The organism is Megasphaera sp. SW808, assembly GCF_012027795.1.
GTDB lineage: Bacteria > Bacillota > Negativicutes > Veillonellales > Megasphaeraceae > Megasphaera > Megasphaera stantonii.
Window position 1 is genome coordinate 76,554 of the sequence record NZ_SJOT01000003.1, and the last position, 24,568, is coordinate 101,121.

A 24,568-nucleotide genomic window follows, 5' to 3' on the forward strand; every position below is an offset into this window, starting at 1 on the left:
TCTCATTTTTTAATTAAAATTTAATGTATATTCTTCGTCTTTTTAATTTTAGTTTTATTTTCATCCTATATAATGACATATAATATCTGTTGGAGGTGACCGACTTATGAATACTAACAAAACAAACGCTCCCTGGCCGGCCCATCGCGTCCAATTCATCACGCTCTGCACGCATGAAAAGCAGACTACTCTCGGAAGGATTTATAAGGATAAAAACGGATTCGTCTGGCAGCCGACGGTATGGGGAATGGCCGCAGAGGAAGGGCTGCGGAAGCTGAAGCTCTCATCTCAGCTCGTCATGATTCAGGATTACGTCATCATGCCCAATCACGTGCATCTGCTCGTCTTGTACAGGCGATGCAACGACCGCGTCGTCAAATGGTTCATATCGCACTGCAAGCATACCATGGCCCAGCACATGCTGAAAGCGCAGCATACGAACGAACCTATATGGGAAACATCCTATTCAAGCCACTACGTGCAGCGGGAGCATACCCAGCTCGCGCTGAGCCAAAACATCCGGGAACATAAAACACGCTGGCATTACGACAGCCTGAACACGTTCCTGCCGCGCCCCTATTCTCCAAAGGGTTAACGCAAACCACATGATTTTAGCATAAAGTCTTTCACGCTGCAAAAAAGAGAAGCAAGAAATGAGAAATCTCATGTTCTGCTTCTCTTTTATATGCAGCATTTTTTAATGTCCGCCGTATTTTTTTGCCGTGTCCAAGCGGCACAACGCGCGCTTGAGCGCCATTTCCGCCCGATGCACGTCTATGTCCTTCCGCTGGCTGTGAAGCAATGCTTCCGCCCGCTGCTGGGCTGCTTCTGCCCGCTGGACGTCGATGTCTTCAGGCTTTTCCGCCGCCGGCGTAATGACGGTAATCGCGTTATTGCTCACTTCCAAAAATCCGGAAGCTACGCTCAGGCAATGGCGCTGCCCGCCTATATCGTACATAAGCGGCCAGATATCCAAAGATGCGATGAGCGGCGCATGATTGGGCATAATGCCCAAATCGCCGTCTAAGGCCCGCACGAGGACGAATTCCACATCTTCGTTTAATACGGCAGCATCGGGAGTAATTACTTCCAAACGGATAGTCTTTCCTTTTTCTGCCATAGCCTATTCTCCTTTCAGAGTCTTGGCCTTTTCATATGCTTCTTCGATATCGCCTACCATATAGAACGCCTGTTCCGGCATGTCGTCGCATTTGCCTGACAGAATTTCCTTAAAGCCGGCAATCGTATCTTTCAGCGGCACATAACGGCCCGGCTGACCGGTAAACTGTTCAGCAACGGAGAAAGGCTGGCTCAGGAAACGCTGAATCTTACGGGCCCGGGCAACGGTGAGCTTGTCTTCTTCCGACAATTCATCGATACCGAGGATAGCGATGATATCCTGCAGGTCGTTGTATTTCTGCAAAATAGCCTGAACGGCGCGGGCCGTCTGATAATGGTCTTCGCCGAGGATATGTGGGTCGAGAATACGAGATGTCGAATCCAGGGGATCGACAGCCGGATAAATGCCCAATTCGGCAATCTGACGGGACAGTACGGTCGTCGCATCCAAATGGGCGAAGGTCGCAGCCGGAGCCGGGTCGGTCAAATCGTCGGCAGGGACATATACGGCCTGTACGGACGTAATAGAACCGTTCTTCGTCGACGTGATGCGTTCCTGCAGCGCGCCTACGTCCGTCCCCAACGTCGGCTGATACCCAACAGCCGAAGGAATGCGGCCCAGCAGGGCCGATACTTCCGAGCCGGCCTGAATGAAACGGAAAATATTATCGATGAACAGGAGCACGTCCTGATGTTCTTTATCACGGAAATATTCAGCCATCGTAAGGCCCGTCAAGCCGACGCGCATACGGGCTCCGGGCGGTTCGTTCATCTGGCCGTATACGAGAGCGGTCTTGCTGATAACGCCCGATTCCTTCATTTCGTTCCACAAGTCATTGCCTTCGCGGGTCCGTTCGCCTACGCCGGTAAATACGGAATAGCCGCCGTGTTCCGTCGCAACGTTGTGAATCAATTCCATGATGAGAACGGTCTTGCCTACGCCGGCGCCGCCGAACAAGCCGATCTTGCCGCCTTTGGCATACGGAGCGATGAGGTCGACGACCTTAATGCCTGTTTCGAGAATTTCCGTACCCGTAGACTGGTCTTCAAATTTCGGAGCCGGCCGATGGATAGGCCAATAATCTTCAGCTTCTACTACTTCGTCTACCTTGTCGACGGTCTGACCGAGAACGTTGAAAATACGTCCCAGCACGCCCTTGCCGACGGGAACCTTAATGGGGCCGCCCGTATTTTCCGCAGCCATGCCGCGGACGAGACCATCTGTAGAACTCATAGCAACGCAGCGGACGACGTCGTCGCCTAAGTGCTGCATAACTTCTGCTACCAAGTCGACGGCCTGTTCGCCTTCCCCGCCGGTGACGTGAAGGGCAGTGTAAATGGCGGGCAAATCTGCTTCGGAAGCAAACCGCACGTCAATAACCGGGCCGATGACCTGGATTACTTTCCCAATGTTATTGCTCATGAAGAGGCTCTCCTCTCTTTCTTAGTTTTACTCACGCCCTACTGCAGGGCATTAGCACCGCTGACAATTTCTGTCAGTTCGTTCGTAATGCCGGCCTGACGGACTTTGTTGTAATGGACAGTCAATCTGTCGATCAGCTCGCCTGCATTATCCGTTGCCGACGTCATAGCCGTCATACGGGCCCCGAGCTCACTGGCCGCTGACTGGAGCAGGCTGTTGTACACGAGCATGTCCAGATACTGAGGCAAAAGCGATTCCAAGACCTGATGGGCATCCGGCGCAAAGAGATACTCTTCTTTCGGACCGGTTTTTTCAGAGCCGTCCTGCTGCGAAATAGGCAGCATTTTGACGGTTTGTACTTCTTGCGATAAGGCTGACTTAAACTTCGTATAAATGATATATACTTCGTCTACTTCGCCAGCCAAAAATTGTTCTGTAGCAACATGGGCAATCTGCTGGGCATCAGTGAACTGAGGCTTATCGGAAAAGCCCGTCCACTTCTGGTCCGGCACGATATGCAGATGCTTTAAATATTCAGCAGGCTTACGGCCTGTCACGAGCAGCATCGAAGCGCTGCGGGGCTTGTCTTTCAGCACGGCGACCATGGCCTTGTTGATATTGGAATTAAACGCGCCGGCCAGGCCTTTGTCAGCCCCGACGATAATATAGCACGTCTTCTTCACCTCGTCATGAGGCGTAAACAAGGCGACTTTTTCGCCTGTAGACGCCGCAGCCAAGCGCTGCAGCATGCCTTCGATTTTTTCCGTATACGGCGCTGTGGCCAACGCCCTTTCCTGTGCACGGCGCAGTCGTACAGACGATACCATTTTCATGGCTTTCGTAATCTGCTGAGTATTCGTAACGGATTTGATCCGCCGGTTTATTTCGCGTGCACTCGGCATAGATTATTCCTCCTCTTTAATCAGCTCATGGGTGGCGCTATACTGCTTCGTATATTCGCCGATAGCCTTCTGGAGGGTTGCTTCTGCGTCCTGGCCGAGTTCCTTCGTCGTTTTGATGCTTTCGCCGACTTCCGGATAATTGGTATGCATGAACGTGATGAAACCGTCGGCAAACTGCTGTACTTCCGATACCTGAATCGGCATGAGGTAGTTTTTAACGGCCAAATAAATCTGCATGACCTGGTCTTCGACCGGCATCGGATGGTACTGCGGCTGAATTAAGAGCTGCATCGTCCGTTCGCCTTTATCGATCTGGGCCTTCGTGCTCTTATCGAGGTCAGAGCCAAACTGGGCAAAGGCCGCCAATTCGCGGTACTGCGCCAAATCCAGACGAAGGGTACCGGCAATTTTCTTCATAGCCTTAATCTGGGCGGAGCCGCCTACGCGGGATACGGACAAGCCGACGTTGATAGCCGGACGGATACCGGAGTTAAAGGCTTCCGTTTCGAGGAATATCTGGCCGTCCGTAATGGAAATAACGTTTGTCGGAATGTACGCCGACAAATCACCGGCCAGCGTTTCAATGATCGGCAGAGCCGTAATGGAACCGCCGCCCAAATCATCCGAAAGCTTTGCCGCCCGTTCCAGCAGACGGGAATGCAAGTAGAATACGTCGCCGGGATACGCTTCGCGTCCAGGCGGACGACGAAGCAGCAAGCTCATAGCGCGGTATGCCTGGGCATGTTTGGACAAATCGTCATATACGCAGAGGACATCCTTGCCCTGGTACATGAAGTATTCGCCGATAGATACGCCCGAATACGGAGCCAGGTACTGGAGCGGCGCACCGTCAGACGCCGTAGCGGCGACGACGATAGTATACGCCATCGCACCGTTTTCTTCCAAAGTCCGGACGACGCGGGCAACCGTCGAGGCTTTTTGTCCAATAGCGACGTAAACGCAAATAACGCCGCTGTCTTTTTGATTTAAAATCGTGTCGATAGCGATAGCCGTCTTGCCCGTACCGCGGTCGCCGATGATCAATTCACGCTGGCCCCGTCCGATAGGAACCATAGAGTCGATGGATTTAAGCCCCGTCTGAAGAGGTACCTTTACAGGCTGACGGTCGGCAATACCTGACGCCTGCACTTCGACGAGACGGGATTCTATCGTCTTGATTTCCCCTTTGCCGTCGATAGGCGCACCCAAGGGGTTTACGACGCGACCAATCATAGCTTCGCCTACGGGAACGCGCATGACGCGGCCTGTGCGGCGTACCGTGTCGCCTTCTTTAATCAGGGAGTCGTCGCCGAGCAGTACGGCGCCGACGTTGTCTTCTTCCAAGTTCAGGGCCATGCCGTATACGCCGCGAGGCAGTTCCAGCAATTCCCCGGACATGGCTTTATCCAAACCGTAAACGTGGGCGATGCCGTCCCCGACTTCCAGAACGGTGCCGATATCATCGACGTTCATCTCCACATTATAATTTTCGATTTGCTGTTTAATTATAGCCGTAATTTCTTCTGGCTTCATCTTCATTATTCGTCCGTCACCCCATTCGTTACGCCAGCCTGCAGAAGAGACTGCTGCATATCACGCAGCTGCCGCGCAAGGCTGCCGTCTATTAATCTGTCGCCAATCTGGATGACCATGCCGCCGATGATAGACGGATCGATGTAATACAGCGGCTCGATCTTCTTGCCTGTCATCTTTTCCAATCCGGCAACCAGTTTTTCTTCTTCCGCCGCCGTCAGCGCCTTGACGACGCGCACCTTCGCGACTTCGATGTTCTGCGCCGCCCGCGCCAGGTCGATAAACCCGTCGATAGCGGGAACAATAGCCGCTTCGCGCCGCCTGTCGATCATGACGTAGAGAAACTGCAGTACCAGCGGCTCTACGTCGCCGGCAAATATTTTCTGCAGCGTATCCTTCTTTACGCCGGGCTGTATGAGCGGATGGCAGATAAACTTCTGCAAATCAGGATTTTCCTGCATGGCATCGCGGACAGCTTTCAACTCTGTTCCAAATATATCAAGTTTGCCCTGTTCTTTTGCAATATCGAACATAGCCTGGCTGTATTTGCTGTATACGACTTCCGGTATCATAGCGTCAGTTCCCCTTTACGCGGTTTTCCTGAAGCTGATCGATGCAGTTTGCAACCAGTTTTGCATTCATATCCGGGTCCAGATTCTTTTTAAGCAGCTTTTCTGCCACAGCCATAGACAGCGTTACTACTTCGTTGCGCATTTCCCGGATAGCAACTTCCCGTTCGTTTGCAATTTCCGCCTGGGCGATCTGTTTTTCCCGGGCAATCTGTTCGCGTATTGCGCTGAGCTGGGCCTGCGCCTCTTTATCAGCCTGCTTTACGGCTTTATCGATAATAGCCTGGGCTTCGGCGCGGGCGCTGCGGAGCTGCGCTTCGTATTCGGCCTGCAGCTGCGCTGCCGCTTCTCTGGCCTGGGCCGCGGCGTCGAGATCCGATTCGATCTTGTTGCGGCGTTCTTCCAAAACCTTCAGCAGCGGTTTATACGCAAATTTTGCCAAAATAGCCACTAAGATAAAGAAGTTGATAATTTGGAACAACAACGTTCCTTCGGTTAAACTAACCAACGTAACACCCTCCTTTCATGATGGAATCCAGTTCCTCCACCATTAAATAAAGGGATTGGCAAATACGAGCACGATGGCGATAACGGCTGCGATAATAGGCATGGATTCGATCAAGCCGACGGAAATGAGGAAGTTTGTCAGCAGCTTGCCGCCCATTTCAGGCTGACGCGCTACGCCTTCCAGCATTTTAGAAGCGGCGTGGCCGTCGCCGACTGCAGCGCCGAGAGCTGCCAAACCGATACCAATTGCCGCGCCAAGAGCAGATAACCCTAATATCAATGCGTTTTCCATAATCAATAACCTCCTAAATACGATATACAATGTAGTTTAATGCCCGCCCTGGAAGGAAGGAGCTAAGTACGATGTTGTCAATATAGTAAAAATAAACGCTTGAATTAAACCGATGAACAAACTGAAAATCAGCCAGACAATCGGCACGCCGGCCGGAACGAGGAAGTACAGCACTTCCAGCAGGATTTCCCCGGCCAGAATATTGCCGAAAAGACGGAAAGCCAAGGTCAGCGGCTTCGTAAATTCTTCCAGCACATTGATGAGAACAAAGGGAGCAAACGGTTGGAAGAAGTGCTTAAAATGCTTCTTCACGCCCTGGTTTTTCAAGGCGATGACATGAACCATGGCGGAGGATACCAAAGCCAAGGCTACAGTCGTATTCAAATCGTTTGTCGGTGACGCCAGAAGATGATTCGTCGGCAAGAGCCCCAATTCGTTGGAAAACAAGATAAACAGAAACATTGTCAGTAAAATAGATACAACCTGACTGTACTTGGGGCCAAGGGTTTCCTTAAACTGGGCGAGAAGTGCCGTAACGACTATTTCCATGGCATTCTGCATCCCTGACGGGACGAGAGACCGCTTTCGCGTTGCCGCCAAAGAAACGATAATGACCAGAATACCGACAATCCAGGTCATGATAATCGTATCCATGTTGACGTTCATCCCTAAAATCTGGACGACCCAATGATGCCCCGTATGTAATTCCATACGCTTTACCTCCTTTCTTTACCGCTGGCGAACATGCCGGATCAGCATGTCGGCAAAAATCGTCACCCGATAGGTAAACAATCCGGCTACAGCAGCCCCAAAATGAATAGACGGGAACTGTGCTACGACGATTAATACCAGCACGATCATGACAAGACGCAGGACGGCGCCGCCCCGTATTAAGGCGACAGCCCGTGCCGGCGGTAATTGTACAGCTCGCGCAGAGCGGCTGGTCAGCATCAAAAAATACACGATGTTGATCCCGTTGCCGATGCACCAGCCTGTAATGTACTGCATTTCCCCGCATGCGGCAAGGACAGCAGCGACAAAACATGTAAATCCGATGAGCTTGCATACCGTCGCTTTTACATACCTTACGAATTCTTCCACCAGCACCACCCTTATTTGTCTTTCTCCATACGAGACGGCTTGTCTTCATTCAAGCGTACGGCTTTCTTATACAAGGACAAAAAACCAGACGCGGCGCCTATGAGGGAACACGCAATCATGCCCCATGGCGCCGTTCCGGCATGTGAGTCAATAAAACGTCCTAACGCTACGCCCGCGCAGATACAGACAAATAAAGTCAGCCCCAATGAACCGGCAATCATGACGATATCCCAGAGCTTCATCTGATTTGCATTGTCATCATGAGATTCAGTACGCCTCCGCTTCATGCTGCAGACACCTCTGTTTCCATTGATGGCATGATAGCAGCTGCGAATAGTGGTGTTTCCTTATCCGCAATTGCTATTGAATTATTTTAGCACGGAAAAAATTTAAAATCAATATTTTAATTTTGTCAATATATTCTATTAACAAAAGAAATATATGCATATCTTTTTAGTCATGGCTTGGCGTTAGTTTATACATTATTGTTATAAGGAAAATTCTTTCATCAGCGTTTCTTCTCCGCCGAAATCATGCAGGATTGCCTGAACAATACGCTGCGCAGCTTTCCCATCGCCATAAGGATTGACAGCGTTGCTCATAGTGTCATACGCATGCTGATCTGTCAGCAGCCGTTTTGTTTCATTGTATACGACGTCCTTTTCCGTTCCAATGAGACGAACCGTACCAGCCGCTACAGCTTCAGGCCGTTCTGTCGTATTGCGCAGCACCAGCACAGGCTTGCCTAAAGACGGCGCTTCTTCCTGAATGCCGCCCGAATCGGTCAAAACGAGGCTGCATTTGTTCATGAGATTGGCAAAAGGCTCGTATTCCATCGGATCGATCAGGTGAATGCGGTCCGCTCCGGATAATTCCTCTTCTACAACCTTGCGAACCAGCGGATTACGGTGCACCGGGAACACGACTTCCGTATCGGGAATTTCCTCTACGATGCTCCGCAAGGCCTTATAGATGTGGCGCATCGGCTCGCCCAGGTTTTCCCGGCGGTGCGTCGTCATCAGGATGACCCGGTGGCGGAGAAAATCAATGTGATTGAGCATTTCGTCTTCAAAGGTATAGGCCGGGTCGACCGTCTTCATCAAGGCGTCGATGACCGTGTTGCCCGTGATATAGATATTTTCTTCCGTTACGTTTTCTTTCAGCAGGTTAGCTTTCGCTGTCGCCGTCGGCGCAAAGTGAATAGCTGCGATGGAGCCGGTCAGCTTGCGGTTCATTTCTTCCGGGAAGGGCGAATATATATTGCCCGTGCGCAGGCCCGCTTCCACGTGGCCTACGGGAATCTGCTGATAATACGCCGCCAGTGCTCCGGCAAAGGTCGTCGTCGTATCACCGTGCACGAGGACGATGTCCGGCTTTTCCTTTTCCAACACAGACTTCAGCCCCATGAGGGATTTCGTCGTAATGTCGTATAATGTCTGTCCCTGCGACATAATGTCTAAATCATAATCAGGTTCGATGCGGAATAACTCCAGCACCTGATCCAGCATCTGACGGTGCTGGGCTGTAACGGCTACGACTGTCTGGATTTTATCGGCATGCTTTTTCAATTCCAGTACGACCGGAGCCATCTTGATCGCTTCCGGACGCGTGCCGAATACAGTCATTACCTTAATCATAGAAATACCTCCTTAGGCGAAACAATTCTACCCGCCTATTCTTTGCGGGTAGAATTGGCCGTTGTTTTTTGCAATATGCCAAGGCGTTTCGCCGTATAAATAATCACAGCAAGGACGACCAATACCGTCGCGATGCCTGTCTGATAGTTTACGTTAGCGACAAACAGGGCTACGATCCCCAGAACGATGCTGACGAAATACATGATCAATACAGCTTGCTTCTGCGACATGCCTAAAGCCAGCAGGCGATGGTGCAGATGTCCCTTATCAGGCTGAAAAATGGGCACGCCGCTCATCTTGCGGCGGATAATGGCGAATAACGTATCCAAAATGGGCAGGCCCAGAGCGATGAGCGGCACTACCAACGCGATCGTCGCCGCCGTCTTAACCAGCCCCAGCACAGCTGCGACGGCCATCGTATAGCCCAGCAGCATACTTCCCGTATCGCCCATGAAAATCTTGGCGGGGTTAAAATTGTACTGCAAAAAGCCGAGAGCTGCTCCGGCCATTGCGACGATGATCATAGCCGGCAGGTACTGGTTCATGGTATAAGCCAGCAAAAACATCGATACCGACGCGATAAACGACACGCCGGCCGCCAATCCATCCAGGCCGTCAATCAGATTTACTGTATTCGTAAACCCGATAATCCAGAAAATCGTCACTGGAATAGCGACGAGCTCCGGCAGTACGATGAGCGTGCCGAAGGGATTTGTCAGCCATTCGATCTGAATTCCAAAGGCGATGGGAATACATGCCGCAACGATCTGTCCGACTAATTTTACTTTAGCCGGAATATTGCAGATATCGTCCCAAATGCCCAAGGCGACGATAGCCGTGCATCCCAGGAGAAGGCCCAGCAGCTCGTGGCGCACAGGCACGCAGAAGAGTACGGCCGCCATGAAGCCGACGTAGATAGCCAGCCCGCCCAGCCGCGGTATGGCGTGAGTATGGACCTTTCTCGCATTAGGTTTGTCAACGGCGCCGACTTTAATTGCCAACTTTTTAACGCCTGGCGTCAATACATATGCAACGATGAGGGCAATCAAAAACGGCACAAAATATTCAAGCACAACACACGCCTACTTTCCGTAACATCATTAGTTTGTCAGACTGCGCATCGGTGCAGGGATGCGTCCGCCGCGGGCGATAAATGCGTCCGACTTGTATTTATTTACGTTGATAATCGGGCAGTAGCCAAGAAGGCCGCCGAATTCAACCGTATCGCCGACGTCTTTGCCCGGAACGGGAATGACGCGGACGGCTGTCGTCTTGTTGTTAATCATGCCGATAGCCGCTTCATCGGCAATAATAGCGGAAATCGTCGCCGCCGACGTATCGCCTGGAATGGCGATCATGTCGAGGCCGACGGAGCACACGCAGGTCATAGCTTCCAGTTTTTCCAAGGTCAGGCTGCCTCTGCCGACGGCTTCCAGCATCCCCTTGTCTTCGCTGACGGGAATAAACGCGCCCGACAAGCCGCCGACGCGGGACGAAGCCATGAGGCCGCCCTTTTTCACTGCGTCGTTCAACAAAGCCAGAGCCGCCGTCGTACCGCAGGCACCGCAGCTTTCAAGACCCATTTCTTCCAAAATGTCGGCTACGCTGTCGCCGACAGCCGGCGTAGGAGCTAAGGACAGGTCGATGATGCCGAAGGGAACGTTGAGCCGCTTCGACGCTTCCATGGCGACGAGCTGCCCTACGCGGGTAATCTTGAAGGCCGTCTTCTTGATTGTTTCGGCAACGACGTCGAAAGGTTCGCCCTTGACATTTTCCAATGCCCGTTTGACGACGCCCGGTCCGCTGACGCCGACGCTGACGCAGCAGTCGCCGTTCGTCACGCCGTGGAAGGCGCCGGCCATGAAGGGGTTGTCTTCAACGGCGTTGGAAAATACTACCAATTTCGCGCAGCCTAAGGCATCCTTATCTTTCGTCCGTTCGGCCAAATCCTTGAATACCCGGCCCATTTCGGCGATGGCATCCATGTTGAGGCCGGCTTTCGTCGAGCCGACGGCAACGGAGCTGCATACCAAATCGGTGCAGGCCAGGCTTTCGGCGATGGAATCGATGAGACGGCGGTCGCCGTCCGTAAAGCCCCGTTCCACCAGCGCGGAAAAACCGCCGATGAAGTCGATACCGATTTCCTTCGCCGCCTTGTCAAGCGTTCTGGCGATTTCAACGTAATTCGTCAGATCGCTGGCTCCGGCTACCAGGCTGATAGGCGTAACGGCTACGCGCTTGTTGATGATCGGCACGCCGTATTCGCGGGCAATATCTTCGCCCGTCTTGACAAGGTTCTCGCCGTACGACGTGATTTTATCGTAAATATTGCGGCATAATACCTTGCCGTCGCTGGAACAGCAGTCAAGAAGACTAATCCCCATCGTAATCGTACGGACGTCCAGATTATTCTTCTGTATCATTTGATTCGTTTCTAATACGTCATGGATTGTCAGCATACCTGGTTCTCCTTATCCTACTTGATGCATCGCATCGAAAATGGCCTGGTTCTGCGCCCGGATTTCTACGCCCAGGGCATCGCCCTTTTCCCGCAGGATAGCCTGAAGGCCTTCCAAATCGACGGTCGACTGCTCCATGTCTACGATCATAGCCATATTGAAAATGCCGTCCAAAATGACCTGATTTATCGTCATGATATTGATCTGGTGTTCTGCCATGACCTGGCTTACTGTAGCGATAATGCCAGTCCGGTCTACTCCGACTACGGTGATAACAACTTTCATGGGGATTCCACTCCTTTTATGCATATCTTTAATTTCTTTCTAATCTACCATGCCCTTTATTATACCATAAGTCAAACGCAAAATTCTACTGCTGCGCTACATAATAGCGCTGTCCCGCCGCGCCGCTTACGGAAATTTTCCGGAAAAGAAAGGACACGCTTTCGCCCGTCCTTTCTTCTTTCCGTCATAGTATAGTATTGTTTATTCAGCCAAGGCTTTGGAAATCAGCGCCTTGCCTTCTTCCAGCAGTGCTGCCGCCTGTTCCTGGGACACGAAGCTTTCCGCATACAGCTTATACAGATCTTCCGTGCCGGACGGGCGCGCCGCTACCCAGCCATCATCGGTCGAAATCTTGACACCGCCGATGGCGAAGTCGCCATACGGAGACTTGGACAGCACCGCCTTGATTTCGCTGCCGCACAGGGTCTTTTCCGTAACGTCGCTTTCCGTCAGAGAGCTGATCTGATCCTTTTCTTCCAGCGTCGCCGGCGCATCGCTACGCATCGTGTACGGACGGCCCAGCGTTTCACACAAATCATTGTAATAGTCAATAGGTGATTTACCCGTAACGGCCTTGATTTCCGCAGCTAAGAGGCACATGATCATGCCGTCTTTATCCGTCGTCCAGACGCTGCCGTCTTTCGCAACGAAGGAGCCTCCGGCGCTTTCTTCACCGGAAAAGGCGATTTTACCTTCCGTGTACAAGGAGCCGAAGTATTTAAAGCCGACGGGCACTTCGTAGCAAGGAATGCCGAGCATAGCCGCCGAGCGGGCCAGCATATCTGTCGTAACGACGGTCTTAGCAATGCCCCGGCCGGCAAAGTTGCGGTGAGTCATCAGATAGTGGGACGCTACAGTCAAGTAAGCGTTTGCCGAAATCATGCCCTGTGCGCCGGATACGATGCCGAAACGGTCGTAGTCCGGGTCGTTAGCCAAAATCAAGTCGTATTTGTCCTTGCTCTGCGTAACGGCTGACATGACGTATGCCGACGAGCAGTCCATGCGGACCTTGCCGTCATGGTCGTAATTCATGAAGGTAAACTGCGGGTCATATGTATCATTGACGAAATCGATGGGAATATGATACTGTTCCGAAATCTTATGCCAGTAATTCATGCCCGAGCCGCCCAGGGCATTGACCATAATACGGAGGTTCGCGCCGCGGATAGCGTCCATGTCGATGATGGATTCGAGTTCTGCCACATACAGTCCCTTGTAGTCGTACGGCACGACCCACTGGCTTTGCTTCGCGTCTTCATAGGACATGCTCTTGACTTCGGCGTTATGACCTGCCAGCAGGCGGTTGGCTTCCGCTTCAATCGCCTTGGTAATATCCGATTCTGCCGGGCCGCCGGTAATCGGATTGTACTTGATGCCGCCGTGTTCGGGAGGATTGTGGGACGGCGTAATGATCAAGCCGTCGGCCAGCTTTCCGCTGCGGCAGTCGTTGTAGCGGAGAATGGCCCGCGATACGGACGGCGTCGGCACAAAGTCGTTTTCGCTGTCTACGTAAGCCGTAACGCCGTTGGCCGCCAACACGCCCAAAACGGTTTCATAGGCCAGCTTGGACAAATAATGGGTGTCTTCACCGACGAACAAGGGGCCTTCCGCGCCGAACTGCTTGCGGAAATTGCAGACAGCCTGGGCAATGGCCGCAACGTGATCAGCCGTAAAGCTGCCGTTTCCAGCCTGTCCGCGGTGGCCCGACGTGCCGAAGCGCACCTGCTGATGCGGATCGCTTACGTCGGGATGGGTACCGGCATAGGCCGCCGCAATAGCCTGCAAATCAATATAATCCTCTTTTCTTACTTTCGTTCCTGCTAATTCATGTACTGCCATTTCTTATCACCTGATTCGATTTTGACAAGCATACTGCTTTTCTATACAATAAGAATGCAATATAAAGGCAAACTTACATTTACTGCTTGCAGCATGCTGCAAAAGTAATATTTTATGTTTATTATACCAAATTTTCTTGAATTACGACAGTAAGTTATCCAAAGAAAGGATGAAGACTCATGAAATGCATTTCCTGGAATGTAAACGGCCTGCGCGCCGTGATGAAAAAAGGATTTATGGACGTTTTTTCCGACTTGAACGCCGATATTTTCTGCCTGCAGGAAACAAAGCTCCAGGAAGGTCAGATTGACCTGGATGTGCCCGGCTACGAGCAGTACTGGAACTACGCCGACCGAAAGGGCTACAGCGGCACGGCCATCTTTACGAAGCGCAAGCCCCTGTCCTGCTCGTACGGCATGGGCATCGACGAACACGACCATGAAGGCCGCCTGATTACGCTGGAATTCGAAGATATGTATTTCGTCACCTGCTACACTCCCAACAGCCAGTCAGAACTAGCCCGTCTCGACTACCGCATGACCTGGGAAGACGATTTTCGCCGCTATCTCGTCGATCTCAACAAAACCAAGCCAGTCGTGCTGTGCGGCGACCTGAACGTAGCCCACGAAGAAATCGATTTAAAGAATCCCAAGACCAACCGCAAAAATGCCGGCTTCTCCGACGAAGAACGGCAGAAGATGACCGAACTGCTGGCCGCCGGATTTACGGACACGTGGCGCTACTTCTATCCCGACAAAGAAGGCGTGTATTCCTGGTGGAGCTACCGCTTCAAGGCCCGTCAGAACAACGCCGGATGGCGCATTGACTATTTCATCACGTCCAAAGATTTGGACAGCCGTCTGGAACAAGCTGAGATCTACACCGATATCACAGGCAGCGACCACTGCCCAGTCGGATTGGTGCTGAAGTAAATCGCATACCTGCCTTTATAGAAATACCCCTGCCGCGCCGGCAGGGGTATTTGCATGCATATTTATACTATCTATTAAAATGCATTGTGAGAATATTCATAATACAAATCGGTCAGTTCATCCATCTTGTCGTTCATGACGACCATGAGGTCCGAAGCAGCGTCGTAGTCGTTAGCGGCCAAGGCCTTTTTAATTTTGGAGAAAATGGACAAGCTCTTATCCGTATCGCGGCCCAATTCCGTACGGAGGGCATTGATTTTCGTCCACCGTTCGGCTTCCAGCGGATTAGTATCGGCTTCCATGTGCAGCGGTTTTGCCGAAATGACCTTGGACAGGTTATCCGGAATGATACGGAACTGCAGTTCCAGGGCCCAGCGATTCAGCGCGCCCAATTTAAACGATTCCATGATGCGCTTTTCAAAGGCCGGGCAAGCCAGGGTATCCAATTTTTCCGGATGGAGTTCGAGGGCTTTGAAGTTTTCCCATACGGTGCGAGGTGCTTTGCCGAACATGGCGTCTCGTTCCGCCGCCGTGAATTCTTCAAATACGTCGACTTCAGAGCGATATGCCCGGTCTGTTTCCAGATAATCGGCGGCTTCGCCCGGTTTCTTGGACAATTCAGCCAGCAATTCAGCCGGCGTCTTGCCGCTGGAAAGAGCGTACTTGATGCCGTCGAGAGCGCTGAGATAGCCCATAGCGATGGCAATATACGTATTGGTAAAGGGATTGGGAGCGCGCAGCTCGAAGCGCGTAGCCTTCGGGCTTTCGCTGTTGCGGATCAGGCCAATCAGGACAGAACGGTTACGTGTCGGAACATCCGGTGTTTCGCCGCCCAAGGACGTTACGATGCAGACCGGCGCTTCAAAGCCCGGTTTCAAGCGGTTCAGCGAGTCCGTCGTAGCCGAAACGAAGGGATTCATGACTTCGTAATGCTTCAGCATGCCCATGATAGCGCCGTAGCCGAGGGACGACATAAATTCCGTGTTCATGTCATCGGGATTGAACAGATTGACGAATTTGCCATCCTTCAAGATAGCGCCCAATCCAAAGTGGGTGTGTTCACCGGAACCGGCAACGCCCTGAATCGGTTTGGCCTGGAAGGTAACTTCAAGACCGTTTTCGCGGAATACTTCACGGACGATGATGCGAGCCTGGATTTCGTTGTCTGCCGTCTGTACGGGATCGCTGGTAAATGCCCAGTCGACTTCGATCTGTTCCAATACGAAAATCAATTTGCCCGAATCGTCGATCTGAGCCTTGATGCCGCCGACTTCCTTATGGCCCATTTCAGGATTGAGGCCGTATTTTTCAAGACGTTCAACAGTCTGTTCCAAGGCCGTGCGGACGACGCCGTGCGTGCGCTGCCAGTACTGTTCCTGCAATTTCTGAGAGGCCGAAAGGAGGCGCGTTTCTACGTCCTGGCTCGGCGTCTTGACCCAGAATTCCAATTCCGTCGCCGTCGTGAATACGATTTTTTCGATGTCGTCAGGGTTGACGGATAAGCCTTTAACGCCGTATTTCTTAATCAAAGCCAGCAGCTGTTCGCCGACGTAATCTACCGTATTGCGGAGAATAGAACGGGAATCGATGTAGCCCGTCGCATGGCGCAGGAAGCTGGGAATACGCAGCGTACCTACGGGACGGCCCGTCGCCGGGTCAATATTGGCGTCGTTGTAGTCGACAAACCAGTTGACGTTCGGGTCGGCTTTGATGTCGACGCGGGCATTGGATAAGGTAGCGATGCCCGGCAGTACGACGGACGAGCCGTCAGTCTGGAACGCCGTGCCATTGAAGAAGCTTTCGTATTCATCAAAAAATACGGAAATAGGAATCTTTTCATCCGTATCGTTGCCGGCCAGATCGATGCCGACGAGAGATACGAACTTAATTTCCGGGTGCTGTTCCAATAAGGCCAACACGCCTTCCTTACCATACTGCCCTGCCGGAATTACGTATACCAAATCATCTTTTACCATAGGTACATCCTCCTTTTAATACAAAAAGACTCCGCCCCTGCTATCTTTTCAGATATAGGTTCGAAGTCTTCTTTGACTTTGCATACATGATTTTGTTGTCGTAAATCATGTTAAAATAATACAATCAATTAGTTTATTTGTCAATATATTTTTATGATAAAAACTAATTATGTTGTAAAATTTCTTTGACAATAGCCGAAACAACTTTTCCGTCGGCCTTGCCCTTTACATGCGGCATAACCGCCTTCATGACGTCGCCCATCTTCATGCCGTCGTTTCCGGCAACGATGTCCGTCACGATCTTCCGGATTTCATCTTCCGAAAGCTGCTTGGGCATATACTTTTCCAGGACAGCCATTTCTGCCTTTACCTGTTCTACCAGATCGGCACGGCCGGCCTTTTCAAAATCTGCCAACGATTCTTTACGCTGTTTCATTTCTTTCGCAATGACTGCTCCGACGCCGGCGTCGTCTAATTCACACTTACCGTCGATTTCCGTATTGCGGATAGCCGAGCGGACCATGCGGATCACCGATAATGCCGTCTTTCCTGCTTCCTTTGCTTTCATTGCGTCTTTCATGTCCTGAAGCAGTTGTTCCTTTAGAGACATGGTATCACCCTTCTTACTGCTGACGATTATGCTCTGTATTTCCGTTTACGTGCTGCTTCGGATTTTTTCTTTCTCCGTACACTCGGTTTTTCATAGTGTTCACGTTTCCGTACTTCGGAGAGAACACCTGCCTTTTGGCAAGAACGCTTGAAGCGGCGAAGTGCGCTGTCCAACGTTTCGTTTTTACCTACTTTGATTTCTGCCATCTATTATCCCTCCCTCCAAATTATGTTAGGGAGTGCTTTTATTGCACACAATGAAATTATACTCAAAAAGAGAGCTTTTGTCAAATGGGACTGCCTGAAGGCTATCGTGCCGTCCTATAGACGGCCAAGCAAGCGTCCATCAGACATTGCGCCCTATTGTTATCCCCTGTCGTCAGGAACATCCTACGCAGGAAATAACATAAATCTGTCAAATATGCTCTATATTGCAGTAAAAATATCGTAATATTCAGCCTACTCGCGAATAAACTGGCTGAACACGTAATTCCCATAATCCCGTCCCAAGGCAGTCATGCAGCAGCCAACCGGCGTTTTTTCCAACAATTTCTGCGCCAGAAGGCGATGCAGCGCGTCGGCAAACTCGTCTTCTACAGAACACCCGAAACGCCGCTGAAAATCGGCGTAGTCAATGCCTTTGCGCATGCGCAGGGCTAAAAAACAATAGTCCTCGACGGCCCGGCTTTGGTCAATAGCAATACGTTCCGCAGCCGCGTCTTCCCTGCCGGCCCTGCAGATGTACAGGGGAATATTCGCAATATTAGCCCAGCGTTCATCGTGATAAAAGGAGTGAGCCGACGGCCCGAAGCCGACATACGGCTCGTACTGCCAATACTTGCAGTTATGCCGGGACAGACGGCCGTCCTTGGCATAGCTGGAAATTTCGTAGTGAGAAAAGCCTAACCGGTGCATAGCGCGATGAACAGCCTGCCCCATTTGCGCTGTCTCCTCGTCGTTCGGAAGAAGGCAGCGGCCTTTGCGCAAGTCATCCCACAAGGGCGTATGCTCTTCTACGATAAGGCTGTATATGGATGCGTGGCACACGGGCAAGGACGCCAGCTCTTCCATATCGGCGCAGACCATCTCTTCCGTCTGCCCCGGCAGGCCGTACATGAGGTCGATGGAAATATTGCTGACGCCGCCGTCCCAGACGGCCTGCACAGCTCGTTTCCCCTCGTCTGCCGTGTGGACCCGTCCGAGAAAACGCAGCATGCCGTCGTCGAAGGACTGTATGCCGAGGCTCACGCGGTTGACGCCAAGAGCCGCCAGCTCGCGAATGTACTGACGGCTCACGCTGTCCGGATTCGCCTCCAGCGTAATTTCCGCATCATCAGCAATGTCAAAACGCGCCTCGAGACATTTCATGATAGAGCCGATCTGACCGGCCCGCAGCAGCGACGGCGTGCCGCCGCCGAAATAAACAGTATCAGCCTGCTCCCTGCGGGGAAACAGGCTGATTTCGCGGCATACGGCGTCGACGTAGGCGTCGATATATGATTCGACGCCGCTGTACGACGGAAAGTCGCAGTACCGGCATTTTTTGACGCAAAACGGGACATGTACGTACAGGCCGATCATTTGTCGTCTACCTGCAAGACGGCCATGAAGGCTTCCTGAGGAATTTCGACGGTACCGAACTGCTTCATGCGCTTTTTCCCTTCTTTCTGCTTTTCCAGCAGCTTGCGCTTGCGCGTAATATCGCCGCCGTAGCACTTGGCCAATACGTCCTTGCGCAGGGCCGCGACGTTTTCCCGGGCAATAATCTTGTTGCCCAGCGCGGCCTGGATGGGAATCTGGAACAGCTGGCGCGGAATGAGGCTGCGCAGCTTTTCGACAAGAGCCCGGCCGCGGCGGGCGGCAAATTCGCGATGTACGATGACGCTCAGGGCGTCGACGACTTCGCCGTTGATGAGGATATCCATCTTCACCATAGGCGAGGACTGATACCCGTTGAGCTCGTAATCAAGAGACGCATACCCTCGCGTCGCCGATTTCAAAACATCGAAATAGTCGTATAATATTTCACACAACGGAAGATTATATACAAGGGAAACTCTCGTTTCATCGAGATAGTCCATCGTCTCATACTGGCCGCGGCGGTTTTGGGAAATTTCCATGACCGTGCCGACCATTTCTTTCGGAATGATAATCGTCGTCTTGACAAAGGGTTCTTCGATATGATCGATTTTCGTCATATCCGGCATGAGGGCCGGGTTGTCTACCTCAACCATCGTGCCGTCCGTGCAGTACACGTGGTAAATAACAGACGGAGCCGTCGTAATCAGCGTCAAGCCGTATTCCCGCTCCAATCGTTCGCGGACGACGTCCATGTGCAGCAGGCCCAGAAAGCCGCAGCGGAAACCAAAGCCCAAGGCCGTCGACGTTTCCGGTTCAAATAACAGGGCCGCATCGTTGAGGTGAAGCTTTTCCAGGGCATCGCGCAGGTTATCGTAATCGTTCGTTTCAACGGGATATAAGCCGCAGTACACCATCGGCACGGCTTTGCGGTAGCCCGGCAGGGCTTCCGACGCCGGATTATCGGCCAGCGTCACCGTATCGCCGACGCGGCAGTCGCGGACGTTCTTCATGCTGGCAGCTAAATAGCCTACGCTGCCGCATTCCAGCGACGGCACGGGATACATCTGCGGCAGGAAAACGCCCGTTTCGATGACTTCGAATTCCTTGCCTGAAGCCATCATGCGGATGCGGTCGCCAGGCTTGACGCTGCCTTCCATGATGCGGATGTTGGCGATAGCCCCTTTGTACGGGTCGAAATGGGAGTCGAAAATAAGAGCCCGCAACGGTTTGTCGGGAGCGTCAGCCGGCTCGGGAACGTGCTTTACGATCGCTTCGAGCACGTCGTCTATGCCGACGCCGGTCTTCGCGCTGACCAGTATGGCTTCCGACGCGTCCAGCCCGATAAGGTCTTCAATTTCCTTACGCACCCGGTCGGGATCGGCGCTGGGCAAGTCAATTTTATTGATGATAGGAATGATTTCCAAATCATGTTCCAAGGCCAAGTACACGTTTGCCAATGTCTGCGCTTCTACGCCCTGCGTTGCGTCGACGATGAGCAGCGCCCCCTCGCAGGCCGCCAGGCTGCGGGATACTTCGTAGTTGAAGTCGACATGGCCCGGCGTGTCGATCAAGTTCAGCGTGTACTGATGACCGTCTTTCGCATCGTACATGAGACGCGCCGACTGGGCTTTGATGGTAATGCCTCGTTCACGTTCCAAATCCATCGTATCGAGCAGCTGATCTTCCATTTCACGCTGCGAAACGGTTCCTGTCCGTTCCAGCAGCCGGTCGGCCAGCGTCGATTTCCCATGGTCTATATGGGCAATAATTGAAAAATTGCGAATATATTTTGTCGCCACGTTATCTCTCCTCTTTCAGTATTTCAATTTACATAATGATGCCGCCGCCTAAAACACGGTCGCCCGTCTCGGCGTCGTACAGGACCAGTGCCTGTCCCGCCGTGACCGCCCGCTGGGGCTGGTCGAAGGTAACGCAGATACGGCCATGTTCTTCCAGTTGGACCGTGCAGGACGATTCCTTGGCGGCATAGCGTATTTTTCCCAAAGCGCGGAAGCGTCCTTCAGGCTCTCCTTCTACCCACGATACGCCTTCGGCCCGTACCTCTGCAGAAAATAAATCGTCGTTCGAACCGACGACGACCTGGTTACGAGCCACATCCAGTGCCGTAACGTAATACGGCCCGCCGGGACCGCCCAAATTCAAGCCGCGGCGCTGGCCAATTGTATACGCCGGAATGCCTTCGTGCCGGCCGACGACTCGGCCGTCTGCATCGACAAAATTTCCGGCCTTAAACATGCCGGCCCGTTCCCGGCGCAGAAATCCCTTGTAGTCATTATCGGGAATAAAGCAAATATCCTGGCTCTCCGGTTTATTAAACACGGGCAACCCCCATTCCTGCGCCATCGCCCGCGTATCGCTTTTTTCAAAATCAGCCATAGGGAACAAGACGTGGGGAAGCAGATCCTGCGTCAGCTGATACAGCACGTACGATTGATCCTTGCGCCGGTCTGAACCGCGAAGCAGCGTATACACGCCCCGTTCCGCATCGTAGGCCGTGCGGGCATAATGCCCCGTCGCCAGCAGGTCGGCGCCTCGACGGCGCGCTTCGTCCCACAGCCGGCCAAATTTAACGCACCGATTGCAGGCAACGCAGGGATTGGGCGTCTTTCCCCGACCGTAAGCGTCGATAAAATATTCTACGACATCGCGCCGGAAGGTGTCGCTAAAGTCCAGCGTGTCATGGGGAATTCCCAATATATCGGCTACAGCCTTGGCATCGGCGGCGCTTTTTTCCGCCGCTTCGCCGTCCCACAAGCGCATCGTAATGCCGATGACATCATATCCCTTTCGTTTCAGCAGCGCCGCTGTAACGGAACTGTCCACGCCGCCGCTCATGGCAACGGCAACTCGTTTCTGCATGGTATATTCCCCCCTTTTTGCACGACGCGGCTCTGCCGCATCTGCCGTCTCTGCAAGACAATACAGCGGCCGGCGCCCGTTTGCTCCAGGAGCCGCCGCTAGTGTACCACATAGTAGTCAAAGCTTCCTGTATTGAAGCCTATTATTAATAATATCATAATATATTGGCAGTGGCTAGTAACAGCCGCATAAAAAAGGGCCGCATCAGCGCAGCCCTTTGAAAATCACATCTTATCTGTTTTTTATAACCTTTTTCAGCACGATGACCACCGGCACGGTAATAATGGCTGACACCACGGCTTCGGGAATCCCGTTGAACAGGCAGACGCCTACGATGATGTTGACGACGTTATCCAGGGGAATATTGCGGAGCTCGGCAAAGTCCTTTGCATAAATCAAGTAAATACCGCCCATAACGCCGACCGTATTGATGACCGATCCGATAAAGCCGGCAACAGCCAGACTGAACGATTCCTTGTGAATCGCCTTCCATACGGCTTTATACACATAATAGGTCCCCAAGCCGATCAGTACGCGGGGAACGACGGAAATCAGCGGATTTAAAAAGGCGAAGGACAATACGACAGGCGTCGTAATCGCCTGGAAAATACTGAAACAGCCGAAGATAAAGCCAACCATAACGCCGACGCGCGGCCCGGCTACTAGAGCGCCGATAATAACAGGCACGTGCAGGATCGTCGCTTTCATCAGCGGCAGGGGAATGAATCCATACCCCGTCAGGCCTAACAACATCGTAATTCCCGACAGCATACCGACGATAGTCAGCTCCCGCGTCGTCAGCAAGGCCCGTTTACGGACGCCGCCCGGCGCTTTGACACCCATTTCTTTTTGCATACATAATTCCTCCGTTCTCGCTCTTCAAAACAAAGATACAAGTCGCATATCGTATCACAGCACTGCTTTCAGGCCCTCTTCCAGTCCCGCTCTTCCGATGCCAACCGGATCATAACGCATACAGACCTGTAACAGCCATGCGTAGTATATCATACTTGCTGTCCCTTGCCAATAGATTTTGCAAAATTTGTGAAAATTGCCACAAGCTTGAAAAGAAGTCTGAAATATGGTAAACTATTCCCTGTCATATAAGCGAGTGTGGCGGAATGGCAGACGCACCAGACTTAGGATCTGGCGTCGTACGACGTAAGGGTTCAAGTCCCTTCACTCGCACCAACTCAGACAGAATCAGCAGTTGCTGGTTCTGCCTTTTTTTGTTGACCTCATAAAATCTGGTGTCTTTGACCCCATTTTGACCCCATCACCAGAGCAGCAGTCCTCATATTCTCGGTGCTGCCGTCGTTGCAATCCTGAAAATACCCGTTTGACCTCTGTTTGATACCCTTTTCTCCATATACGAATACACTCACATCTTATTTCTTTATTCTCAAAATATATGTCAATTTTATTCTCAATTACTATAGACATTTTGAGAAAAGAGGTATATACTATAGGAACATTCAATACTGCGCAGCGATATAGTACTGAAATGGTTTTTCTTAGGAGGAATGCCTTATGAAATTCGCTAAATTTATATTGCCTTACGTATTAATTTCTCCGGTGTCCGTAGCCGTATTCTTCATCACCCTCTTTGTGTCCTGCCTCTCCATTGAATTCGTCATGGACGGCATGCTGCATGCATTAGGGGCCTTCTCCCTCGTATCGCAGACCTTCCGCAACATTTTCGTATCCACAGCCGGCTCCGGCATTTCCCTGATTGCTGCCGCATTGTTTATGAATAAGGCAGTTCATGAAATGAGGCAGCTTCAATTTACACATTAGAATAGCATTTAATACTCTGCATACATTGCAGAGTATTTTTTTGCCGATTTACAATCAATTCCTGCCAAAAGCCTCGTTCATTCGTTCTAAAAACAACTCCGCTGCCGGCGAGAACACCTGATACTTTTTCCAGATGACGTTCATACCCGACTCTAATAACGGCATCAGCGGGCGAAAACAAAGGGGACTATCTTCCGACGTATGGGCCAGCTTATCGAGGGTCACGGCATAGCCTATGCCGGCTTCTACCATAATGGCCGCGTTGTACACAAGATTAAACGTCGTCACGACGTGCAGCCTGTCAAAATCGTCGCCGAACCAGTCGGCAAACTCATTTTCCGTCCGGCGCTGTGTCATGACCTGCCGCGAGCAGATGAGGGGCACGTCGAGAAGGTCCTCTTTCCGAATGCTCTCTTTGTCTGCCATAGGACTGTCCTTGCGCATGATAACGCCCCAGCGGTCCTTGCTGGGCAAATTGATGTAATCATACTTGGAAATATCGGCGGGCTGGATCAGGATGCCGAAGTCGAGAAGCCCCTTGTCCAGCCGTTCGGTTACGTCTTCGGCGTTGCCGCTGTACAAATGGTAATGAATATCCGGATATTCCTCCTGCAGCTCCCGGATGATTTCGGCAATCTGCCGGATAGCCTGCGTCTCGCCGCCGCCGATGTAAATATCGCCGCTTACGGCATTTTCTCCGGCCAAAAACTCCGCTTCCGTCTTGTCGACCATGGAAATGATTTCTTCAGCCCGTTTGCGCAGCCGCATCCCTTCCGGCGTAAGGACGACGCGATGGCTCTTTCGTACCAAAAGCTGGCAGCCTAATTCTTCTTCTAAATCCTTAATCTGCCGCGACAATGTCGGCTGCGTCAGGTGAAGAAAATTCGCCGCCCCCGTAATATTCCCCTCTCGGGCTACAGCTAAAAAATACCGAAGCACTCTCAGTTCCATCCAATCCCCCTCCTCTATCACTGCTGCCGTCCTGTTCTTCATATATCTTTTCCTCTTGCTATTTTCATTATGGCTTCTCATGAAATGCCTGTCAAGTATATCATGAGATAAAATCAAAGCATTAGCTATATATCCGCGTCTGCGTTACAATAGAGACAGCAAGGAGGTGACCTCGA

26 protein-coding genes and 1 tRNA gene are annotated in these 24,568 nt (G+C 51.9%); 4 read left to right on the plus strand and 23 right to left on the minus strand.

All coding sequences use genetic code 11. From position 1 onward, the window contains the following. The first annotated feature begins 106 nt into the window (after positions 1-106). The gene (locus tag E0L13_RS01965; protein ID WP_168059913.1) at positions 107-595 is read left to right on the plus strand and encodes a transposase; all 489 of its coding nucleotides are present in this window, start codon (positions 107-109) and stop codon (positions 593-595) included. 102 nt (positions 596-697) lie between these two features. On the opposite strand, the gene E0L13_RS01970 is transcribed toward E0L13_RS01965, so the two are convergent. The 15 genes from E0L13_RS01970 to E0L13_RS02040 form a co-directional block, all read right to left on the minus strand. Then, positions 698-1,120 carry a F0F1 ATP synthase subunit epsilon gene (locus E0L13_RS01970; protein ID WP_168059915.1) on the minus strand — a complete coding sequence of 141 codons (423 nt, stop codon included), beginning with the start codon at positions 1,118-1,120 and terminating at the stop codon, positions 698-700. A 3-nt stretch (positions 1,121-1,123) separates the two neighbouring features. Then, positions 1,124-2,542 (minus strand): F0F1 ATP synthase subunit beta, encoded by a 1,419-nt coding sequence (atpD, locus tag E0L13_RS01975; RefSeq protein ID WP_168059917.1) that lies wholly within the window; start codon positions 2,540-2,542, stop codon positions 1,124-1,126. Between the two features lie 38 nt (positions 2,543-2,580). Further along, complete coding sequence (atpG, locus tag E0L13_RS01980; RefSeq protein ID WP_087477075.1) at positions 2,581-3,444, minus strand: ATP synthase F1 subunit gamma; 864 nt, start codon at positions 3,442-3,444, stop codon at positions 2,581-2,583. Between the two features lie 3 nt (positions 3,445-3,447). After that, positions 3,448-4,983 carry a F0F1 ATP synthase subunit alpha gene (gene atpA, locus E0L13_RS01985; RefSeq protein ID WP_168059919.1) on the minus strand — a complete coding sequence of 512 codons (1,536 nt, stop codon included), beginning with the start codon at positions 4,981-4,983 and terminating at the stop codon, positions 3,448-3,450. Continuing rightward, on the minus strand, positions 4,983-5,549 hold the full coding sequence (gene atpH / locus E0L13_RS01990) for an ATP synthase F1 subunit delta (protein ID WP_087477077.1): 567 nt from the start codon (positions 5,547-5,549) through the stop codon (positions 4,983-4,985). The genes atpA and atpH overlap by 1 nt, the downstream gene beginning before the upstream one ends. A gap of 4 nt (positions 5,550-5,553) precedes the next feature. Then, on the minus strand, positions 5,554-6,054 hold the full coding sequence (gene atpF, locus E0L13_RS01995; protein ID WP_087477078.1) for a F0F1 ATP synthase subunit B: 501 nt from the start codon (positions 6,052-6,054) through the stop codon (positions 5,554-5,556). 42 nt (positions 6,055-6,096) lie between these two features. Beyond that, a complete protein-coding gene (gene atpE / locus E0L13_RS02000; protein WP_087477079.1) occupies positions 6,097-6,345 on the minus strand; it encodes a F0F1 ATP synthase subunit C in 249 nt (82 codons plus the stop codon). Between the two features lie 36 nt (positions 6,346-6,381). Further along, positions 6,382-7,056, minus strand: coding sequence for a F0F1 ATP synthase subunit A (gene atpB, locus E0L13_RS02005; RefSeq protein ID WP_168059921.1), 675 nt, complete (start codon positions 7,054-7,056; stop codon positions 6,382-6,384). Positions 7,057-7,074: 18 nt separating this feature from the next. Then, positions 7,075-7,446, minus strand: a complete 372-nt coding sequence (locus tag E0L13_RS02010) for an ATP synthase subunit I (RefSeq protein ID WP_168059923.1) — start codon at positions 7,444-7,446, stop codon at positions 7,075-7,077. Between the two features lie 11 nt (positions 7,447-7,457). Then, complete coding sequence (locus E0L13_RS02015) at positions 7,458-7,733, minus strand: AtpZ/AtpI family protein (RefSeq protein WP_168059925.1); 276 nt, start codon at positions 7,731-7,733, stop codon at positions 7,458-7,460. A gap of 201 nt (positions 7,734-7,934) precedes the next feature. Next, positions 7,935-9,083 carry a UDP-N-acetylglucosamine 2-epimerase (non-hydrolyzing) gene (gene wecB, locus E0L13_RS02020; protein WP_168059927.1) on the minus strand — a complete coding sequence of 383 codons (1,149 nt, stop codon included), beginning with the start codon at positions 9,081-9,083 and terminating at the stop codon, positions 7,935-7,937. A gap of 35 nt (positions 9,084-9,118) precedes the next feature. After that, on the minus strand, positions 9,119-10,156 hold the full coding sequence (locus E0L13_RS02025; protein ID WP_168059929.1) for an MraY family glycosyltransferase: 1,038 nt from the start codon (positions 10,154-10,156) through the stop codon (positions 9,119-9,121). A 27-nt stretch (positions 10,157-10,183) separates the two neighbouring features. Further along, positions 10,184-11,542 (minus strand): PFL family protein, encoded by a 1,359-nt coding sequence (locus tag E0L13_RS02030; RefSeq protein WP_087477084.1) that lies wholly within the window; start codon positions 11,540-11,542, stop codon positions 10,184-10,186. Between the two features lie 12 nt (positions 11,543-11,554). After that, positions 11,555-11,827 (minus strand): ACT domain-containing protein, encoded by a 273-nt coding sequence (locus tag E0L13_RS02035; RefSeq protein WP_087477085.1) that lies wholly within the window; start codon positions 11,825-11,827, stop codon positions 11,555-11,557. A gap of 201 nt (positions 11,828-12,028) precedes the next feature. Beyond that, positions 12,029-13,666: a phosphoglucomutase gene (locus tag E0L13_RS02040; protein WP_168059931.1), complete on the minus strand. Its 1,638-nt coding sequence runs from the start codon at positions 13,664-13,666 to the stop codon at positions 12,029-12,031. Positions 13,667-13,845: 179 nt separating this feature from the next. Here E0L13_RS02040 and E0L13_RS02045 point away from each other — a divergent pair, with 179 nt between their 5' ends. Then, on the plus strand, positions 13,846-14,598 hold the full coding sequence (locus E0L13_RS02045) for an exodeoxyribonuclease III (RefSeq protein WP_168059933.1): 753 nt from the start codon (positions 13,846-13,848) through the stop codon (positions 14,596-14,598). 74 nt (positions 14,599-14,672) lie between these two features. Here the strand turns inward: E0L13_RS02045 and E0L13_RS02050 are convergent, their stop codons facing one another. The 7 genes from E0L13_RS02050 to E0L13_RS02080 all read right to left on the minus strand — a co-directional run bounded on the left by E0L13_RS02050 (position 14,673) and on the right by E0L13_RS02080 (position 22,499). Continuing rightward, entirely contained in the window at positions 14,673-16,574 is a 1,902-nt protein-coding gene (locus tag E0L13_RS02050; RefSeq protein WP_168059935.1) for a glutamine synthetase, read from the minus strand. 163 nt (positions 16,575-16,737) lie between these two features. Then, positions 16,738-17,184, minus strand: coding sequence for a GatB/YqeY domain-containing protein (locus E0L13_RS02055; RefSeq protein ID WP_087477089.1), 447 nt, complete (start codon positions 17,182-17,184; stop codon positions 16,738-16,740). 26 nt (positions 17,185-17,210) lie between these two features. Continuing rightward, a complete protein-coding gene (gene rpsU, locus E0L13_RS02060; RefSeq protein WP_087477090.1) occupies positions 17,211-17,390 on the minus strand; it encodes a 30S ribosomal protein S21 in 180 nt (59 codons plus the stop codon). A 252-nt stretch (positions 17,391-17,642) separates the two neighbouring features. Beyond that, positions 17,643-18,764: a radical SAM family heme chaperone HemW gene (gene hemW / locus E0L13_RS02065; protein ID WP_168059937.1), complete on the minus strand. Its 1,122-nt coding sequence runs from the start codon at positions 18,762-18,764 to the stop codon at positions 17,643-17,645. After that, on the minus strand, positions 18,761-20,563 hold the full coding sequence (lepA, locus tag E0L13_RS02070; protein WP_087477092.1) for a translation elongation factor 4: 1,803 nt from the start codon (positions 20,561-20,563) through the stop codon (positions 18,761-18,763). Before lepA ends, hemW begins: the two co-directional genes overlap by 4 nt. Before the next feature lie 28 nt (positions 20,564-20,591). After that, on the minus strand, positions 20,592-21,644 hold the full coding sequence (gene mnmA, locus E0L13_RS02075; protein WP_107195910.1) for a tRNA 2-thiouridine(34) synthase MnmA: 1,053 nt from the start codon (positions 21,642-21,644) through the stop codon (positions 20,592-20,594). A gap of 231 nt (positions 21,645-21,875) precedes the next feature. After that, on the minus strand, positions 21,876-22,499 hold the full coding sequence (locus E0L13_RS02080; RefSeq protein WP_240924630.1) for an ECF transporter S component: 624 nt from the start codon (positions 22,497-22,499) through the stop codon (positions 21,876-21,878). A 252-nt stretch (positions 22,500-22,751) separates the two neighbouring features. On the opposite strand from E0L13_RS02080, the gene E0L13_RS02085 reads away from it, so the two are divergent. Next, a tRNA-Leu gene (locus tag E0L13_RS02085) sits at positions 22,752-22,835 on the plus strand. A gap of 339 nt (positions 22,836-23,174) precedes the next feature. After that, positions 23,175-23,441: a hypothetical protein gene (locus E0L13_RS02090; protein WP_168059939.1), complete on the plus strand. Its 267-nt coding sequence runs from the start codon at positions 23,175-23,177 to the stop codon at positions 23,439-23,441. Between the two features lie 54 nt (positions 23,442-23,495). On the opposite strand, the gene E0L13_RS02095 is transcribed toward E0L13_RS02090, so the two are convergent. Beyond that, positions 23,496-24,392: a LysR family transcriptional regulator gene (locus E0L13_RS02095; RefSeq protein ID WP_168059941.1), complete on the minus strand. Its 897-nt coding sequence runs from the start codon at positions 24,390-24,392 to the stop codon at positions 23,496-23,498. Between the last annotated feature and the right edge of the window lie 176 nt (positions 24,393-24,568).

Bases quoted from the DNA above. Each gene is read 5' to 3' on its own strand.
- E0L13_RS01965 (WP_168059913.1), top strand. From the start codon at position 107: ATGAATACTAACAAAACAAACGCTCCCTGGCCGGCCCATCGCGTCCAA.
- E0L13_RS01970 (WP_168059915.1), bottom strand. From the start codon at position 1,120: ATGGCAGAAAAAGGAAAGACTATCCGTTTGGAAGTAATTACTCCCGAT.
- atpD (WP_168059917.1), bottom strand. From the start codon at position 2,542: ATGAGCAATAACATTGGGAAAGTAATCCAGGTCATCGGCCCGGTTATT.
- atpG (WP_087477075.1), bottom strand. From the start codon at position 3,444: ATGCCGAGTGCACGCGAAATAAACCGGCGGATCAAATCCGTTACGAAT.
- atpA (WP_168059919.1), bottom strand. From the start codon at position 4,983: ATGAAGATGAAGCCAGAAGAAATTACGGCTATAATTAAACAGCAAATC.
- atpH (WP_087477077.1), bottom strand. From the start codon at position 5,549: ATGATACCGGAAGTCGTATACAGCAAATACAGCCAGGCTATGTTCGAT.
- atpE (WP_087477079.1), bottom strand. From the start codon at position 6,345: ATGGAAAACGCATTGATATTAGGGTTATCTGCTCTTGGCGCGGCAATT.
- atpB (WP_168059921.1), bottom strand. From the start codon at position 7,056: ATGGAATTACATACGGGGCATCATTGGGTCGTCCAGATTTTAGGGATG.
- E0L13_RS02015 (WP_168059925.1), bottom strand. From the start codon at position 7,733: ATGAAGCGGAGGCGTACTGAATCTCATGATGACAATGCAAATCAGATG.
- wecB (WP_168059927.1), bottom strand. From the start codon at position 9,083: ATGATTAAGGTAATGACTGTATTCGGCACGCGTCCGGAAGCGATCAAG.
- E0L13_RS02030 (WP_087477084.1), bottom strand. From the start codon at position 11,542: ATGCTGACAATCCATGACGTATTAGAAACGAATCAAATGATACAGAAG.
- E0L13_RS02035 (WP_087477085.1), bottom strand. From the start codon at position 11,827: ATGAAAGTTGTTATCACCGTAGTCGGAGTAGACCGGACTGGCATTATC.
- E0L13_RS02040 (WP_168059931.1), bottom strand. From the start codon at position 13,666: ATGGCAGTACATGAATTAGCAGGAACGAAAGTAAGAAAAGAGGATTAT.
- E0L13_RS02045 (WP_168059933.1), top strand. From the start codon at position 13,846: ATGAAATGCATTTCCTGGAATGTAAACGGCCTGCGCGCCGTGATGAAA.
- E0L13_RS02050 (WP_168059935.1), bottom strand. From the start codon at position 16,574: ATGGTAAAAGATGATTTGGTATACGTAATTCCGGCAGGGCAGTATGGT.
- E0L13_RS02055 (WP_087477089.1), bottom strand. From the start codon at position 17,184: ATGTCTCTAAAGGAACAACTGCTTCAGGACATGAAAGACGCAATGAAA.
- rpsU (WP_087477090.1), bottom strand. From the start codon at position 17,390: ATGGCAGAAATCAAAGTAGGTAAAAACGAAACGTTGGACAGCGCACTT.
- hemW (WP_168059937.1), bottom strand. From the start codon at position 18,764: ATGATCGGCCTGTACGTACATGTCCCGTTTTGCGTCAAAAAATGCCGG.
- mnmA (WP_107195910.1), bottom strand. From the start codon at position 21,644: ATGCAGAAACGAGTTGCCGTTGCCATGAGCGGCGGCGTGGACAGTTCC.
- E0L13_RS02080 (WP_240924630.1), bottom strand. From the start codon at position 22,499: ATGCAAAAAGAAATGGGTGTCAAAGCGCCGGGCGGCGTCCGTAAACGG.
- E0L13_RS02090 (WP_168059939.1), top strand. From the start codon at position 23,175: ATGAAATTCGCTAAATTTATATTGCCTTACGTATTAATTTCTCCGGTG.
- E0L13_RS02095 (WP_168059941.1), bottom strand. From the start codon at position 24,392: ATGGAACTGAGAGTGCTTCGGTATTTTTTAGCTGTAGCCCGAGAGGGG.